At 67.5% G+C, this 15,447-nt stretch carries 15 protein-coding genes; 9 read left to right on the forward strand and 6 right to left on the reverse strand.

Annotated elements, in window-relative coordinates; translation table 11 throughout:
• Positions 1–120: 120 nt before the first annotated feature.
• Together BW38_RS15420 and BW38_RS15415 are read right to left on the reverse strand one after the other, a co-directional pair.
• Positions 121–945 (reverse strand): helix-turn-helix transcriptional regulator, encoded by an 825-nt coding sequence (locus tag BW38_RS15420; protein ID WP_032975404.1) that lies wholly within the window; start codon positions 943–945, stop codon positions 121–123.
• Positions 942–1,646 carry a VIT family protein gene (locus BW38_RS15415; RefSeq protein ID WP_032975405.1) on the reverse strand — a complete coding sequence of 235 codons (705 nt, stop codon included), beginning with the start codon at positions 1,644–1,646 and terminating at the stop codon, positions 942–944. The genes BW38_RS15420 and BW38_RS15415 overlap by 4 nt, the downstream gene beginning before the upstream one ends.
• A gap of 152 nt (positions 1,647–1,798) precedes the next feature.
• On the opposite strand from BW38_RS15415, the gene BW38_RS15410 reads away from it, so the two are divergent.
• On the forward strand, positions 1,799–3,163 hold the full coding sequence (locus BW38_RS15410; RefSeq protein WP_025874082.1) for a glutamate--cysteine ligase: 1,365 nt from the start codon (positions 1,799–1,801) through the stop codon (positions 3,161–3,163).
• Positions 3,164–3,280: 117 nt separating this feature from the next.
• Here the strand turns inward: BW38_RS15410 and BW38_RS15405 are convergent, their stop codons facing one another.
• The gene (locus BW38_RS15405; protein ID WP_032975406.1) at positions 3,281–4,333 is read right to left on the reverse strand and encodes an NAD(P)-dependent alcohol dehydrogenase; all 1,053 of its coding nucleotides are present in this window, start codon (positions 4,331–4,333) and stop codon (positions 3,281–3,283) included.
• A 107-nt stretch (positions 4,334–4,440) separates the two neighbouring features.
• Here BW38_RS15405 and BW38_RS15400 point away from each other — a divergent pair, with 107 nt between their 5' ends.
• Positions 4,441–5,325 (forward strand): LysR family transcriptional regulator, encoded by an 885-nt coding sequence (locus BW38_RS15400; protein ID WP_025874084.1) that lies wholly within the window; start codon positions 4,441–4,443, stop codon positions 5,323–5,325.
• Positions 5,326–5,392: 67 nt separating this feature from the next.
• Here the strand turns inward: BW38_RS15400 and BW38_RS15395 are convergent, their stop codons facing one another.
• Together BW38_RS15395 and BW38_RS15390 are read right to left on the reverse strand one after the other, a co-directional pair.
• Positions 5,393–5,809, reverse strand: coding sequence for a VOC family protein (locus tag BW38_RS15395; RefSeq protein ID WP_032975407.1), 417 nt, complete (start codon positions 5,807–5,809; stop codon positions 5,393–5,395).
• A gap of 108 nt (positions 5,810–5,917) precedes the next feature.
• Positions 5,918–7,021 carry an alkene reductase gene (locus BW38_RS15390; RefSeq protein WP_032975408.1) on the reverse strand — a complete coding sequence of 368 codons (1,104 nt, stop codon included), beginning with the start codon at positions 7,019–7,021 and terminating at the stop codon, positions 5,918–5,920.
• Positions 7,022–7,152: 131 nt separating this feature from the next.
• Between BW38_RS15390 and BW38_RS15385 the strand changes: the two genes are divergently transcribed.
• The 5 genes from BW38_RS15385 to BW38_RS15365 all read left to right on the forward strand — a co-directional run bounded on the left by BW38_RS15385 (position 7,153) and on the right by BW38_RS15365 (position 12,078).
• Complete coding sequence (locus BW38_RS15385) at positions 7,153–8,061, forward strand: LysR family transcriptional regulator (RefSeq protein ID WP_032975409.1); 909 nt, start codon at positions 7,153–7,155, stop codon at positions 8,059–8,061.
• 56 nt (positions 8,062–8,117) lie between these two features.
• Entirely contained in the window at positions 8,118–8,393 is a 276-nt protein-coding gene (gene frmR / locus BW38_RS15380; protein WP_005411009.1) for a formaldehyde-responsive transcriptional repressor FrmR, read from the forward strand.
• Between the two features lie 63 nt (positions 8,394–8,456).
• On the forward strand, positions 8,457–9,566 hold the full coding sequence (locus BW38_RS15375; protein ID WP_025874089.1) for an S-(hydroxymethyl)glutathione dehydrogenase/class III alcohol dehydrogenase: 1,110 nt from the start codon (positions 8,457–8,459) through the stop codon (positions 9,564–9,566).
• Positions 9,567–9,616: 50 nt separating this feature from the next.
• Positions 9,617–10,447 (forward strand): S-formylglutathione hydrolase, encoded by an 831-nt coding sequence (gene fghA, locus BW38_RS15370; protein ID WP_032975410.1) that lies wholly within the window; start codon positions 9,617–9,619, stop codon positions 10,445–10,447.
• Between the two features lie 185 nt (positions 10,448–10,632).
• Positions 10,633–12,078 carry a GGDEF domain-containing protein gene (locus BW38_RS15365; RefSeq protein WP_032975412.1) on the forward strand — a complete coding sequence of 482 codons (1,446 nt, stop codon included), beginning with the start codon at positions 10,633–10,635 and terminating at the stop codon, positions 12,076–12,078.
• 170 nt (positions 12,079–12,248) lie between these two features.
• On the opposite strand, the gene BW38_RS15360 is transcribed toward BW38_RS15365, so the two are convergent.
• Complete coding sequence (locus BW38_RS15360; protein ID WP_032975450.1) at positions 12,249–12,689, reverse strand: universal stress protein; 441 nt, start codon at positions 12,687–12,689, stop codon at positions 12,249–12,251.
• Between the two features lie 141 nt (positions 12,690–12,830).
• On the opposite strand from BW38_RS15360, the gene BW38_RS15355 reads away from it, so the two are divergent.
• Both BW38_RS15355 and BW38_RS15350 read left to right on the forward strand, forming a co-directional pair.
• Complete coding sequence (locus BW38_RS15355) at positions 12,831–13,748, forward strand: LysR family transcriptional regulator (RefSeq protein WP_032975413.1); 918 nt, start codon at positions 12,831–12,833, stop codon at positions 13,746–13,748.
• Between the two features lie 154 nt (positions 13,749–13,902).
• Positions 13,903–15,432, forward strand: a complete 1,530-nt coding sequence (locus tag BW38_RS15350) for an MFS transporter (RefSeq protein ID WP_032975414.1) — start codon at positions 13,903–13,905, stop codon at positions 15,430–15,432.
• The last annotated feature ends 15 nt before the right edge of the window (positions 15,433–15,447 follow it).

The raw sequence follows: 15,447 nt of genomic DNA on the forward strand, positions 1-15,447 counted from the left end.
GGCGTCCCCGCAATCCGACACCGCCCCGCCATCCCACGGAATGCACGCTGTTGCTGTTGCTGTCGCTGTTGCCGTTGCCGTTGCCTCTGCGGGTGCAGGGCGCAGCCCTGCTGAAGAACCCTAGATATCTGTGGGAGCCAGCCCGTACTGCTCGGCGAAGCGCTTGCTGAAACTCGCTGCGGAACGATACCCCGCGCGTGCTGCCACGGTCTTCAACGGCAGATCGGTGGTGTACAGCAGCTGCATGCCATGGGCCAGGCGCGCTTCGGTCAGCAGCTGGCGCAGGCTGGTGGCTTCGGCGGCCAACCGCCGCCGCAGGGTCGCACCGCTCAGCGCGAAGTGCGCCTCAACGTCGCGCGACTGCCAGTCGCGGGCCGGTTCGGCGGCGATGCGGTCGCGGATCTGCTCGCCCAGCGTCGGTGCGTGCGGCAACAGCAGGTTGCCGTGGCCCTGCCGGCACCACGCCAGCACCAGCGTGGCCAGCGCCAACCGCGCTTCGCTGTAGTGGGCGTCCTGCAACGACTGCCGCCAGCTGCGCAGTACCGTGGCGTGGTCGCCCAGCGCCTCCCGGGCCAGCGTCGCTCCGGCCGTTGGCAAGGCCTCGCTCCACAGCGTGCGCGCCGCCGCCAGGACTTCCGTGCACAGCGGCACGATCGCGCTGAGGTAGCGTCCGGTCTGCGGGTCCGGTGTGTTGACCACGTCGATGCGGCAGCGCTGGGTGATCAGCAGGATGTCGCCCGGGACGAAGGTCAGCGACTGGTGGGCGGTACGTACCTGCTTGCGGCCTTCCAGCAGGATGGCGAACTGTGGCTGGGGAATCTCCACCGAGCTGGCACCGTGCTCGCGGCGGGCGGTGATGCAGGCATAGCCTTCAGCGCGTTGGCAGCCGGCCAGGCTGGCCATCTCCGCCAGTAGTGCCATGGCGGTGGGGGGCATGCCGGTCATATGACGTGTGCGCCCAGCAGGCGACCGACCGCGGCCGCGGCGGCCATCGCCAGTGCACCCCAGAACATCACGCGCAGGGCACCGCGCGTGGGTGATGCGCCACCGGCGCGTGCCGCCATCGCGCCGGTCAGGCACAGGCCGGCCAGCGTGCTGGCCGTGGTGGCCGTGGCGACGTTCTGTACCGGCGTCAGCAGTGCGGTCAGCACCGGCAGCGCGGCGCCACAGGTGAAGGCGGCGGCCGACGCCAATGCGGCCTGCAACGGCCGCGCGCGCAGTTCCTCGGTGATGCCCAGTTCGTCGCGCGCGTGGGCACCCAGCGCGTCGTGGGCGGTCAGCTGTTCGGCAACCTGGCGCGCCAAAGCCGGCTCCAGCCCGCGATGGCGGTAGATCGCGGTCAACTCGTCCAGTTCGCTGTGCGGGTCTTCGTGCAGCTCGCGCTTCTCCATCGCCAGATCGGCATTTTCGGTATCGGCCTGGGTCTGCACTGACACATACTCGCCGGCGGCCATCGACATCGCGCCGGCCACGGTGCCGGCCACGCCGGTGGCCAGGATCGTGCTGGCCGAGGCGCCGCTGGCGGCCACGCCGACCACCAGGCCGGCGACCGAGACAATGCCATCGTTGGCGCCCAGTACGGCGGCCCGCAGCCAGCCGACGCGATCGGCACGGTGCAGCTCGGGATGTCGTGAATGGCGGCTCATGGCCCTGAGTGTACGAGGGTCAAGAGGGTGTCGGTAGGATGCTGAAACCCGTCACCGTCGCATGACGTAACGAGCCGCCACGCTATAGTGCGCCCTTGCGATGCAAGGCTCCCAGCCCCACATCCCCTGCCACCGTCCAGCGAGCCACCCCCTTGTCGAGCCCCAGCCACGTCGCCGATACGCCCATTACCGACCGCTCGCAACTGGTGGCGGAGATCGCCTCCGGCGAGAAGCCCCGTTCGCAGTGGCGCATCGGTACCGAGCACGAGAAGTTCGGGTTCCGCCTGGATGACCTGCGTCCGCCGACCTTCGATGGCGAGCGTGGCATCGAGGCCCTGCTCAACGGCCTGGTCCGCTTCGGCTGGACGCCGGTGCAGGAGAACGGCAACACCATCGCCCTGCTGCGTGATGGCGCCTCGGTGACCCTGGAGCCGGCGGGCCAGCTGGAGCTGTCCGGTGCGGCGCTGGAAACCATTCACCAGACCTGCGTGGAAACCGGCACCCACCTCAATGAAGTGGCGCAGGTGGCCGGCGAACTGCAGCTGGGTTTCCTCGGCATGGGCTTCCAGCCGAAGTGGACGCGCGATGAAATGCCGTGGATGCCCAAGGGCCGCTACAAGATCATGCGCTCGTACATGCCCAAGGTCGGTTCGCTCGGCCTGGACATGATGACCCGCACCTGCACCGTGCAGGTGAACCTGGATTACGCCAGCGAAGCGGACATGGTGAAGAAGTTCCGTGTGTCGTTGGCGCTGCAGCCGATCGCCACCGCACTGTTCGCCGACTCGCCGTTCACCGAAGGCAAGCCGAACGGCTACCTCAGCTACCGCTCGCACATCTGGACCGATACCGATGCCGACCGTACCGGCATGCTCGACTTCGTGTTCGAGGACGGCTTCGGTTACGAGCGCTATGTCGACTACCTGCTCGATGTGCCGATGTATTTCTCCTACCGCGATGGCATCTACCACGATGCCAGCGGGCAGAGCTTCCGCGACTTCATGCAGGGCAAGCTGCCGGTGCTGCCGGGCCAGCTGCCGACCCTGCGCGACTGGTCGGACCACACCACGACCGCGTTCCCGGAAGTGCGGTTGAAGAAGTACCTGGAAATGCGCGGTGCCGATGGTGGCCCTTGGAGCCGGCTGTGTGCGCTGCCGGCCTTCTGGGTGGGCCTGCTGTACGACGACACGGCGCTGGATGCGGCGTGGGATCTGGTGCGTGACTTCAGCCTGGCCGAGCGCCATGCGCTGCGTGATGGGGTGCCCAAGCACGCGATGGGCCTGCCGTTCCGCGGTGGCACCGTGCGTGACCTCGCCCGCGAGGCGGTGAAGATTTCGGTGGACGGGCTCAAGCGCCGTGCGGCGCGCAATGCCGATGGCCAGGATGAAAGCAAGTTCCTGGACGTGCTGCAGGAAATCGTCGAGTCCGGCCTGACCCCCGCCGAGCGCAAGCTGGCGCTGTTCCATGGCCGCTGGCACGGCGACGTCGACCCGGTGTTCCGCGAGTTCGCGTACTGAAAATGCGCCCGGCGCTACCCGCCACGAATCCGGTAGCGCCGGGCCATGCCCGGCGGGTGGCGTACGCAAAAAAAACCCCGGCAATGCCGGGGTTTCTTCATTCCATCAGCGCAGCGATCAGGCCTTGATGGTGGCCATGTCGATCACGAAGCGGTAGCGCACATCGTTCTTGGCCATGCGCTCCCAGGCTTCGTTGACGTTCTTGATGTCGATCATCTCCACGTCGCTGACGATGCCGTGCTCGGCGCAGAAGTCCATCATCTCCTGGGTTTCGGCCATGCCGCCGATCGCCGAGCCGGTCAGGTTCCTGCGACCGAAGATCACGCTGCCACCGGTCAACGGCGGGTCCAGTTCGGTCAGCACACCGACCAGGCACATGGTCGCTTCGCGCTTGAGCAGGCCCATGTACGGGTTGGTGTCATGGCTGACCGGGATGGTGTTGAGCAGGAAGTCGAAGCTGCCGGCATGCGCCTTCATCTGGTCGGCATCGCGCGAAACCAGCACTTCGTCAGCGCCCAGGCGCTTGGCGTCGGCACCCTTTTCCGGGGTGGTGGTGATCATCACCACGTGTGCGCCGAGCGCCTTGGCGAACTTCACGCCCATGTGGCCGAGGCCACCCAGACCGATCACGCCGACCTTCTGGCCCGGGCCGACCTTCCAGTGGCGCAGCGGCGACCAGGTGGTGATGCCGGCGCACAGCAGCGGCGCGGCTGCCTTCAGGTCCAGCGTTTCGGAGACCTTGACCACGAAGCGCTGCTCGACCACCACGTGGTCGGAATAGCCGCCGTAGGTCGGTGCGCCGCTTTCACGCTCGCGGCCGTTGTAGGTCCAGGTCGCACCTTCGGCGCAGTACTGCTCCAGGTCGTGCTGGCAGGCATCGCAATGGCGGCAGGAGTCGACCATGCAGCCGACACCGGCGTGGTCGCCGACCTTGAAGCGGGTGACCTCGCTGCCGACTTCGGTGACCCGGCCGATGATCTCGTGGCCCGGCACCATCGGGTAGATCGAGCCACCCCAGTCGTCGCGTGCCTGGTGCAGGTCGGAATGGCAGATGCCGCTGTACAGGATCTCGATGCGCACATCGTTCGGGCCAACCGCGCGGCGCTCGAATTCGAAGGGCACCAGCGGGTCGGTATGGGTGTGGGCGGCGTAACCACGGGCGAGGGACATGGGGAATCCTTGGCAGGGTTTGTCGAAAGGCGTTTTACAATACGCTCCGTACCTCGGGGTAAGAAGCGGATATATCGGCATGATTCATCAAGGCAGACTGCACAATCATGGCCACTGACAACCTGACCCACCTGGCCGCCTTCGCTGCGGTCGCCCGCCACCGCAGTTTCCGCCGCGCCGGTGCCGAACTGGCCCTGTCGACCTCGGCGGTGAGCTATGCGATCCGCGCGCTGGAGGAACGGCTGGGGGTGGGCCTGTTCCACCGTACCACCCGCAGCGTGGCCCTGACCGAGGCCGGGCAGCGCCTGCTGGAGCGCCTGCAGCCGGCGCTGGGGCAGGTGCATGACGCGCTGGAGGAAATGAACCACTTCCGCGCGGTGCCGGCCGGCCTGCTGCGGATCAATGCGACGCGGGCGGCGGTGGCGACCCAGTTGGGGCCGCGGCTGGCGCGGTTCCTGCACGCGCATCCGGACGTACGGGTGGAGCTGACCGAGAACGATGGTCTGGTCGATATCGTTGCCGAGGGCTACGACGCTGGCGTGCGCCTGCACGAGTTCGTGCCCGAGGACATGGTGGCGGTGCCGATGGGGCCGCCGCTGCGCGGCTTGATTGTTGGTTCACCCGAGTACCTGCGGCGCCGGCCGGCCCCGCAGCATCCGCGCGACCTGGCCGCGCACGAGTGCGTACGTTTCCGTTTCGCCAGCGGCCATCTGTACAAGTGGCAGTTCGAACGCGATGGCCAGACCCTGGAGATCGACGTACCGGGTCGACTGACGCTGTGCGAGCAGGGCACCGTGGTTGGCGCGGTGCTCGATGGCATCGGCCTGGCCTATGTGCTGGAAGACACCGCGCGGCCGTATCTGGACGACGGCCGACTGGTGGCGGTGCTGGAAGATTGGAGCGAACCGTTCGCCGGGTTTGCGCTGTATTACCCGAAGCAGCGGCAGATGCCCGGTGCGCTGCGTGCGTTCGTGGACATGCTGCGCGAGTGAATCGCGATCACCCGCGTCAGTAGATCCACGCCATGCGTGGATTGGCGCCCGCTACGCAGTGACCAATTCATTCGACCAGCGCGTCATACCCTGCATCGCTGAACTGGATCAGGCAGAAGCCATGGCCGAACGGATCGGACAGCACGGCGATCTTTCCCCAGCGGCGTTCGCGGATGGGATGTTCGAGCACGGCTCCGGCCGCAACCGCGCGGGCAAGCGCCGCGTCGATGTCAGCGACCACCCAGTCCAGATGCACGGGCGTCCAGTGGCGCTCGTAATCGCGCACATCGCCGTCATCGGTCGCTGCGCTGCCGGCGTCGTTCTGCAGCAGGTACAGCGGCGTGGGGCCACCGAGCAGTTCCAGCGCGCCGGGGCCGAGGCGGCGGCCGCTGCGCAGGCCAAAGGCCTGGGTGTAGAAGGCTTCGGCGGCGGTGATGTCAGGGACGTCGAGGTTGACGATGAAGGAGGCGGCGGAGGCGTTCATGGGGCAGGACCGAGGTCGGGCCGGGCCACGATGCGCTCATGGCCCGGCAGGATCAAGGCGCGGCACACCGGCGGTGGCCGGTGCAGCGCATCCACGCGTGGCGTGGATCTACGGGGCCGGCGGGTAGTCGAGGTAGCCCTCGCTGCCGCCGCCGTAATAAGTGCTGCGGTCGGGGATGGCCAGCGGGACATCGCGCTGCAGGCGCTCGACCAGATCCGGGTTGGCGATGAATGGTTGGCCGAAGGCGGCCAGATCGATGATGCCTTCCTCGACCAGCCGCAGGGCGCGTTCGCGGGTCATGCCGCCGGCCAGGATCACCGTGCCGCCATAGGCCTGCTTGAAGGCCTTGAGGAAGGCCTCGCCGATCACCGGTGCGCCGTGCAGGTAGTTGTCGTTCAGATGCACATAGGCCAGCCCGCGCTTGCCCAGTTCCTCGGCCAGGTACAGATAGCTGGCTTCGTTCTCCGCATAGGCGGGCATGTCGAAGACCTGGCTGTTCGGCGCAAGGCGCACGCCGATGCGGTGCGCGCCGATGCGCGCGGCCATCGCATCCACGGTGTCCAGGATCAGCCGCGCGCGGTTGCGCAGCGAACCGCCGTACACGTCCTGCCGGTCATTGGTGACCGGGTTGAGGAACTGCTCGAACAGATAGCCGTTTGCCGCATGCAGTTCGATGCCATCGAAGCCGGCGGCGATCGCGTTGTCGGCACCCTGCACGAAGTCGGCGACGATGCCCGGTACTTCTTCCGTGCTGAGTGCACGCGGCGGTGTCGGATCGGCATGGCCACGGCTGCCGTCGTCCAGGTACACGAACGAGGTGTTCTTCGGATCGCTCGCCACCGGCCGCGTGCCGGCGCTTACCGGCTGGCCGCCGTCGGGCTGCAGCGAGGCGTGTGACATGCGGCCGACGTGCCACAGCTGCGCGAAGATCGCACCCTGCGCAGCGTGTACAGCGTCGGTGACAAGCGTCCAACCGGCCACCTGCTCGGCCGACCAGATGCCCGGCACGTCGATGTAACCCTGGCCCTGCGCCGACACCGGCGTGCCTTCGCTGATGATCAGGCCGGCGCTGGCGCGCTGCCGGTAATACTGGGCGGTCAGTGCATTGGCGACGGCGCCGGGGTTGCGGGCGCGGGTCATCGGCGCCATCGCGATGCGGTTGTGCAGGGGTAGTCCAGCGAGGTCGAAGGGGCGGAACAGGGCGGCGGTCATGTCAGTCATCTCGGAGCGGGGGAGGGCGCCAACGGCGCGACAGCACCATGATGGAGGTGACATGCGGGCACATAAAGGCGGTAGATTTCCCGTCAGGCGGGACAATCTGTCCCCAATGAGCGAGCCTGCCGATGCTTCCCGTCGAATCCCTGAATGGCCTGGCGACCTTCGTCACCACGGCGCGCTCGGCCACCTTCACCGAGGCCGCCGACGCGCTGGGCATCTCCCGCTCGGCGGTCGGCAAGGCCATCGCCCGGCTGGAGGCGCGGCTGGGCGTGCGCCTGTTCCATCGCACCACCCGGCGCATCGCGCTGACCACCGACGGCGAGGCGTACTACGCCTCCTGCGCCGCGGCCCTGGATGAAATCGCGGCGGCCGAAGCCTGCCTGGGCTCGGCTGCGCATCTGCCGAGCGGCCGCCTGCGCATCGACATGCCGTCCTCGTTCGGGCGGCTGGTGGTGCTGCCGGTACTGCTGCGCATGTGCAATGAACACCCGGACCTGCAGTTGACGATGACCTTCACCGATCACTTCGTTGATCCGGTGGAAGAGGGCATCGACCTGCTGATCCGCTTTGGCGGTCTGCATCACGCCGAGCACCTGGTCGCGCGCAAGCTGGCCAGCCAGCGCCTGGTGACCTGCGCGTCGCCGGCCTACCTGCAGGCCTATGGTGTGCCGCAGACGCTGGACGAACTGCGCGACCATCGCAGCGTGGTCGGCTTCCGTCATGGCCAGTCGGTGGCGTGGCGGATCGGCAGCGAGGGCACCAACGGCAGCTTCATCCCCAGTGCCACCCATCAGCTCAATGATGGCGATGCGGTGATCGAGGGGGCCATCGCCGGGTTGGGGATCTGCCAGATGCCGATGTCACTGGTGCGCCATCACCTGGAATCCGGTGCGTTGCAGTCGGTACTGGACCACTGCACGCAGCACCATGTGGACATCCATGCGCTGTGGCCACAGACGCGGCATCTGCGACCGAAGGTGCGTTACGTGGTGGAAGAGCTGACCCGGCTGGCCGCAGAGGGGGCCTTTGATTGAGGTCCGGATCGGCTCCTGTATACTATCCCCCAGTATAGTTCCGAGGCCGGCCAGCGATGCCGCACTCTCCCGAAGAGAAAAAGAAGGTTCTGGCCCGCGTGCGCCGCATCCGCGGCCAGTGCGATGCGCTGGACCGCGCGCTGGAAGCCGGCGCCGACTGCGGGCCGGTGCTGCAGCAGATCGCCGCCATCCGTGGCGCGGTCAACGGCCTGATGTCCGAAGTGATGGAAGCGCACCTGCGCGAGGAGTTCGGCCAGCCCGCCGCCTCCGATGAACAACGCGCCGAACGCGTGCGCGACATGAGCGCGTTGATCCGCTCGTACCTGAAGTGAACGACGGCGCGACACAGCGCCGCGCATCCTGTTTTCCGCAAGCCCTTTCTGGAGAGTGCCATCATGAAATCCCGTGCCGCCGTCGCCTTTGGTCCCGGCCAGCCGCTGCAGATCGTCGAGATCGACGTCGCCCCGCCGAAGGCGGGCGAAGTGCTGGTCAAGATCACCCACACCGGTGTCTGCCACACCGATGCGTTCACCCTGTCCGGCGATGATCCGGAAGGCCTGTTCCCGGTGGTGCTGGGCCATGAAGGCGCCGGCATCGTGGTGGAGGTGGGCGAGGGCGTGACCAGCGTCAAGCCGGGTGACCACGTCATTCCGCTGTACACCGCCGAATGTGGTGAATGCCTGTTCTGCAAGAGCGGCAAGACCAACCTGTGCGTGTCGGTGCGTGCCACCCAGGGCAAGGGCGTGATGCCCGATGGCACCAGCCGCTTCAGCTACAACGGCGAGCCGATCTACCACTACATGGGCTGCTCGACCTTCAGCGAATACACCGTCGTTGCCGAGGTGTCGCTGGCGAAGATCAACCCGGAAGCGAACCCGGAGCATGTCTGCCTGCTCGGCTGCGGCGTGACCACCGGCATCGGCGCGGTGCACAACACCGCCAAGGTGCAGGAAGGCGACAGCGTGGCCGTGTTCGGCCTGGGCGGCATCGGCCTTGCGGTCATCCAGGGTGCGCGCCAGGCCAAGGCCGGGCGCATCATCGCGGTGGACACCAACCCGTCCAAGTTCGAGCTGGCCCGCGAATTCGGCGCCACCGACTGCATCAACCCGAAGGACTTCGACAAGCCGATCCAGCAGGTGATCGTGGAGATGACCACCTGGGGCGTGGACCACAGCTTCGAGTGCATCGGCAACGTCAACGTGATGCGTGCGGCGCTGGAATGCGCGCACCGTGGCTGGGGCCAGAGCGTGGTGATCGGCGTGGCCGGTGCCGGTCAGGAAATCTCCACCCGCCCGTTCCAGCTGGTCACCGGCCGCAAGTGGATGGGCACCGCGTTTGGTGGCGTGAAGGGCCGCAGCCAGCTGCCGGGCATGGTCGAAGACGCGATGAAGGGCGATATCGAGCTGGCCCCGTTCGTCACCCACACCATGGACCTGGACAAGATCAACGAAGCCTTCGACCTGATGCATGAAGGCAAGTCGATCCGTTCGGTCGTCCACTACTGAGCCGCGCCGGGCGGCAGGCGCCTGCCTGCCGTCCCTCGGGAGGAAACCTCATGGAACGTATCGAACACCGCGCCTGTGCCGGCGGTTGGCAGGATGTCTACCGCCATCATTCGACCACGCTGGGCTGCGACATGCAGTTCGCCGTGTACCTGCCGCCGCAGGCGGAAACCCGGAAGCTGCCGGTGCTGTACTGGCTGAGCGGGCTGACCTGCACCGAGCAGAACTTCATCACCAAGGCCGGCGCGCAACGCTATGCGTCCGAGCACGGCGTGATCATCGTCGCCCCGGACACCAGCCCACGCGGCGATGACGTGGCCGATGCCGAGGGCTATGACCTGGGCAAGGGCGCGGGTTTCTATCTCAACGCCACACAGCAGCCGTGGGCCAAGCACTACCGCATGCACGACTACGTCGCTCACGAGCTGCCGGCGTTGATCGAGGCGGGTTTCCCGGCCACCGACGCACGAGGCATCAGTGGCCATTCGATGGGCGGCCATGGCGCGCTGGTGATCGCGCTGCGCAACTCCGGCCGCTACCGCAGCGTGTCGGCGTTCTCGCCGATCGTGGCACCCAGCCACGTGCCGTGGGGGCAGAAGGCATTCGCCGCCTACCTTGGTGACAACCCGGCCGACTGGGCGCAGTGGGATGCCTGCGAACTTGTGGCCCACGCCGGCGAGCGCTTGCCGCTGCTGGTTGACCAGGGCGAGGGGGATGAGTTCCTGCACAGCCAGCTGCAGCCGCAGCGCCTGCAGCAGGCCTGCGATGCTGCCGGTCATCCGCTGAGCCTGCGCCTGCAGCCCGGCTACGACCACAGCTATTACTTCATCGCCAGCTTCATCGGCGAGCACATCGCGCACCACGCCCGCGCGCTGCACGCCTGACGTTTTGCTGGTAGTGCCGGCCGCTGGCCGGCAACCTGCAGACCCGTGATTCCCTGGGGTTGCCGGCCAGTGGCCGGCACGACCAGAGCGTGTGCCCGGAGTGCCGTTTTGCCGCAGTGGATCACGCCGCTGTGGCGTGCCGGCGCGCTATCGTGCCGCCATACGGCCTTGCGCATGGGGGATGCATGCTGGTTGTGCTGGCGCTGATGTTCCTGATCTGCCATGGCGTGGTCGTGGCGTTCTGGCCGGGTGCGGCCGGTGAGGGATCGTTCGTGTTCCTGACCGTGGCACCCCTGCTGGCGGCTGCGGCCTGCCTGTGGCGCGGTCAGCGCGACCGTGCTGCGCTGGGCTGGCGTGCCACTGCAGTGGCGCTGCTGCTCTGGGCCGGTGGCATGGCCTTCAACATGGCCGACGCACTGGGCGCCGGACGGGCCGACATCACCCCGCGCGCCAGCCTGCTGCTGTATGTGCTGTACGGTGTGCCGCTGGTGTTCATCCTGGCCCGCGCCCGTCGCGAACGCTGGACCATCAGCCTGATCGACGGCGTGATGGCGGCCCTGCTGGGCGTGTTGTTCTTCGTGCATACCCAGTCCTTCGCCGACCGCATCGATATCGACGACCAGGCGATGGCGCACATGCAGCGCATGTTCGACATCCAGAACCTGTGCATCGCCGGTTTCGCGGTGGTGCGCTGGGTCGCCGGCGATGCGCCTGAACGGCGCAGCTTCTACCGCGCGCTGGCGCTGTATGCGCTGTCCTATCTGCTGCTGGCGTTCTACATCAATCACTACACCGCCGAGCAGTCGTTCGGCGCCTACAACGATCTGCTGATCGACCTGCCGTTCCTGCTGCTGGCGCTGCTGGCGCTGCGTCAGGCACCCGCACCGGGCTTCGTGCTGCATCCTCGCCTGCTGCGATTGGTGCAGGCCGGTGGACCGATCATCCTGCCCTTGTTGCTGCTGGTGGTCGGCACCCTGGTGGTGGACCACGCGCGGCCGTTGGCGCTGACCGGGTTCGTGGTGGCAACGCTTGGCTTCAGCCTGCGCAGCACGTTGCTGCAGCTCGACCTGCTGGAACGACAGGCCGGCCTGGATCAGATGGCGCGGCAGGATGGCCTGACCGGCGTAGCCAATCGCCGTCAGTTCGATACGCTGCTGCTGGCCGAATGGAACCGGGCGCGTCGCAGCGGCAGCGAACTGGCATTGCTGCTGGTGGACATCGACCATTTCAAGGCATTCAACGACGAGCACGGTCATCCTGCCGGCGACCGCTGCCTGCAGGCGGTGGCCGCGGTGCTGCAGGCCACCGCCGGGCGCGCGGCCGACAGCGTGGCGCGCTATGGCGGTGAGGAATTCGCGGTGATCGTGCCCGGCAGCCCACTGTCGGGTGTGCTGGCGCTGGCCGAGCGCCTGCGCGAGGCGGTGGAAGCGCTGCCGCTGCCGGAAGGCCGGGTCAGCATCAGCGTGGGCGTGGGTTACCTGCATCCGCCGGCGCTGGCCACCGCCGAACAGTTGCTGGCCGATGCCGATGCCGGCCTGTACGCGGCCAAGCGTGCGGGCCGCAACCAGGTGATCCTGCACGCACACGTGCTGGACGACGACGGGGGCGCGCACGACACGCTGGACTGTTGAGCATGGCTGCGCGACTGCCACGGCAGGAAAGTGCGTGGTTGATCGGGGCTGGCGCGACCGCCCGGTCGGATCCAGCAGGCGCAGGCGTTGCCGGCCAGCGGCCGGCACTACCCTGGCAGGCAGCCCGCGTCAGGCCGCCGCAGGCCAGTACATTGCCATGCTGGCGATACCTACGGATCACGTGTTTCCACCAGCACCGGGCAAGGCGCATGGTCGATCGTCCATTGCCCCACCGAGGGCTCGAACAGGCGCTGCAGGCGTGACAGATGGCGGTGGCCGATGACGATCAGGTCGCATTGCAGGCGACGCGCCTGCGCGCTGATCACTTCGCCAGGATCGCCGCAAGGCAGCTGTGCGATGGCGTCCACGCCGCGCTCGCGCAGCTCGGCCAGGGCGTCGGCCAGTACCGCTTCGGCATGCGCCTGCTGCCGGGCGGCGGCGGGATACTCACGGCGGTCGGCATCGGTGGCACCAGCGGCCAGTGCGAATTCGGGGTCAAGCACGCACAGCAGGTGCAGGCGGCTGCGGGGGCCGGCCATGGTGGCGGCCAGGTCCAGCACGCGGTCGTGCTGGGGGCCGCCATCAAGCGCGACCAGCAGGGTGTTGAACATGGAAAGCTCCTTTGCAGGGCGCTGATGGTCGCTGATGTCGTCGCGCGCACCCATGCCGTGCGCCGCAGTCAATGCGTGCGTACAACGCAATTATGGATGATCTGGATTGCAGTAGAGTCATCCCATTTGCGGGAGACTGCCATGCCCTTGCCGGACCTGAACCTGTTGCTGGCACTGGATGTGCTGATCGACGAATGCAGCGTGGCGGCCGCTGCGCGACGGATGAATCTCAGTGCGCCGGCGATGAGCCGTACCCTGGGCCGGGTACGGGTAGCCCTGGGTGATCCGGTGCTGGTGCGCGCCGGCCGTGGGCTCGCTCCCACGCCACGCGCGCTGGAACTGCGTGAGCAGGTGCGCGATGTGATCGAGCAGGCACACCGCGTGTTCAATGCGGGCCGCGAGGTCGACATGGTCACGCTGGAACGAACGTTCAGCGTGCGCGCCAACGATGTGTTCATCGGCAGCTATGGCGGCCGCCTGCGTGATGTCTTCCGCCAGCAGGCACCGCGCTGCATGCTGCGCTTCGTGCCCGAAGGCGATACCGATGACGATGCGATGGTGCAGGGGCGGATCGACCTGTACATCAGCACGGCCGGCAAGCACAGCCCGGAAACCAAGGTGCAGCACCTGTTCACCACCTCGCTGCTGGGCGCGGCACGCGAGGATCATCCGTTGTTCGACGGCGACATCAGTGTCGAGCGCTTCGCCGCGTGCGACCACATCGCCGTGTCCCGGCGCGGGCTTGCGCATGGCCCGATCGACGAAGAGCTGGCAGCGCTTGGCCTGCAACGACGGGTGGCGGTGGTCATCCCTACCTTCCACGGCGCGATCTTTGCTGCCGCCGATTCGGACCTGGTGCTGCCGCAGATGCCAAGCGTGATGCTCGACCGCATCACCCGCATGGGCCTGCCGCTGCGGATGTTCCCGCTGCCGGTGCCGGTGCGGACCGTAGCGCTGGTGCAGGCCTGGCACCCACGCATGGACAACGACCCGGCCCACCAGTGGCTGCGGCGGGCGATCAAGGGCATGTGCGATTCGGTCGAGGCGGCCCACCACTGATTGCCCGCGGGCGTGCGTTGTACGCACGCCTGCGATGCCGGGCACGCCATTTTTCGCAGGCAACGGCCTTTCTAGACTGCGCTCCCGAAAGTTTCACTGAGCGCAATCCAATGTCTCCATATATGCCGTGTACTGCACGGATCGGCAGCCGGCAGTGAGCACGCCGGCCGCCATGCCCGCGGCGCCGGCAGCGCCCCGGCCCGTCGCTGCCCCCGGCTTCGACCGGCGCATCCTGGTTGGGCTGTGCGGTGTGCTGCTGGCAGTGCTGGTGTCGGGTTTCAACGAGAACGTCACCAAGGTCGCGCTGGCCGACATCCGCGGTGCGATGGGTTTCAGCGTCGATGACGGCAGCTGGATCGTGGCGCTGTACAGCGCCATGTCGGTCAGCGCGATGGCATTCGCACCGTGGTGCGCAGCCACCTTCTCGCTGCGCCGCTTTGCGCTGGCGATGATCGGCGGCTTCATGGTGCTGGGCGTGCTGTGCCCGCTCGCCCCCAACCTGCAGACCTTTCTGCTGCTGCGCGCATTGCAGGGCCTGTGTGGGGGCGCGTTGCCGCCGCTGCTGATGAGCGTGGCGCTGCGCTTCCTGCCGCCGGGCATCAAGCTGTACGGTCTGGCCGCCTACGCACTGACCGCCACCTTCGGGCCGAGCATGGGCACCCCGCTGGCCGCATTCTGGGTGGAGCAGGTGGGCTGGCACTGGGCGTTCTGGCAGATCGTGCCGTATTGCCTGGCGGCGATGGCGATGGTCGGCTGGGGCCTGCCACAGGATCCCCTGCGGCTGGAGCGCTTCGCACAGTTCAACGGCGTCGGCCTGATGCTCGGCCTGCCGGCGCTGGTGCTGCTGGTACTGGGCCTGGTGCAGGGCCCGCGCCTGAACTGGTTCGACTCGTCGTTGATCACGCTGATGCTGGGGGGTGGTGCGGGTCTGCTGGTGCTGTTCTTCATCAACGAGTGGTTCCATCCACTGCCGTTCTTCAAGCTGCAGCTGCTGGCCAACCGCAACCTCAGCTACTCGCTGATTACCCTCGGTGGCGTGCTGTTCGTGCTGCTGGCGGTGATCTCCATTCCTTCCGGCTTCCTCGCCAGCGTGCAGGGCTATCGCCCACAACAGACCGCGCCGATGCTGCTGTGGGTGGCGGTGCCGCAGGTCATCGCGCTGCCGTTGGTCGCCGCACTGCTGAACATCCGTGCGATCGATTGCCGTTGGGTGCAGGCCACCGGGCTGGCGCTGCTGGCGCTGGCCTGCTGGCTGGGCGCGCATCTGGACGTCAGCTGGATACGCGACAACTTCCTGTGGGTACAGCTGCTGCAGGTGTTTGCGCAGCCGATGGCGGTGCTGCCGCTGCTGATGCTGGCCACCGGCGGCTTGGCGCCACAGGACGGTCCCTTTGCCTCGGCGTGGTTCAACACGGTCAAGGGCTTTGCTGCGGTGCTGGCCAGCGGCGTGCTGGAAGCGGTCGCGCAGGGACGCCGCCATTTCCACTCCACCGTGCTGGTCGAGCGACTTGGCGAACAGCCGTGGCTGGCCGAAGGGCCGCAGCTTGGCGCGCGCCTGCATGCGCAGGTGCAGGCGTTGACCTCGGCCGATCTCTACCTGCTGGTCGCGTTGGTCGCGCTGGCCTTCATTCCCCTCATTGCCTGGATGCCCACCCGCATCCATCCGCCACGTGCCGTGGCCTGATCCCCTTCGCAGGAA

Origin of the sequence: Stenotrophomonas sp. RIT309 (assembly GCF_000632045.1) — a bacterium.
Lineage (GTDB): Bacteria > Pseudomonadota > Gammaproteobacteria > Xanthomonadales > Xanthomonadaceae > Stenotrophomonas > Stenotrophomonas indicatrix.

Excerpts from the sequence above, each read along its gene's own strand:
- BW38_RS15415 (WP_032975405.1), bottom strand. The coding sequence starts at position 1,646 with ATGAGCCGCCATTCACGACATCCCGAGCTGCACCGTGCCGATCGCGTC.
- BW38_RS15365 (WP_032975412.1), top strand. The coding sequence starts at position 10,633 with ATGCTGGTTGTGCTGGCGCTGATGTTCCTGATCTGCCATGGCGTGGTC.
- BW38_RS15405 (WP_032975406.1), bottom strand. The coding sequence starts at position 4,333 with ATGTCCCTCGCCCGTGGTTACGCCGCCCACACCCATACCGACCCGCTG.
- fghA (WP_032975410.1), top strand. The coding sequence starts at position 9,617 with ATGGAACGTATCGAACACCGCGCCTGTGCCGGCGGTTGGCAGGATGTC.
- BW38_RS15360 (WP_032975450.1), bottom strand. The coding sequence starts at position 12,689 with ATGTTCAACACCCTGCTGGTCGCGCTTGATGGCGGCCCCCAGCACGAC.
- BW38_RS15420 (WP_032975404.1), bottom strand. The coding sequence starts at position 945 with ATGACCGGCATGCCCCCCACCGCCATGGCACTACTGGCGGAGATGGCC.
- BW38_RS15385 (WP_032975409.1), top strand. The coding sequence starts at position 7,153 with ATGCTTCCCGTCGAATCCCTGAATGGCCTGGCGACCTTCGTCACCACG.
- BW38_RS15375 (WP_025874089.1), top strand. The coding sequence starts at position 8,457 with ATGAAATCCCGTGCCGCCGTCGCCTTTGGTCCCGGCCAGCCGCTGCAG.
- BW38_RS15395 (WP_032975407.1), bottom strand. The coding sequence starts at position 5,809 with ATGAACGCCTCCGCCGCCTCCTTCATCGTCAACCTCGACGTCCCTGAC.
- frmR (WP_005411009.1), top strand. The coding sequence starts at position 8,118 with ATGCCGCACTCTCCCGAAGAGAAAAAGAAGGTTCTGGCCCGCGTGCGC.
- BW38_RS15400 (WP_025874084.1), top strand. The coding sequence starts at position 4,441 with ATGGCCACTGACAACCTGACCCACCTGGCCGCCTTCGCTGCGGTCGCC.
- BW38_RS15355 (WP_032975413.1), top strand. The coding sequence starts at position 12,831 with ATGCCCTTGCCGGACCTGAACCTGTTGCTGGCACTGGATGTGCTGATC.
- BW38_RS15390 (WP_032975408.1), bottom strand. The coding sequence starts at position 7,021 with ATGACCGCCGCCCTGTTCCGCCCCTTCGACCTCGCTGGACTACCCCTG.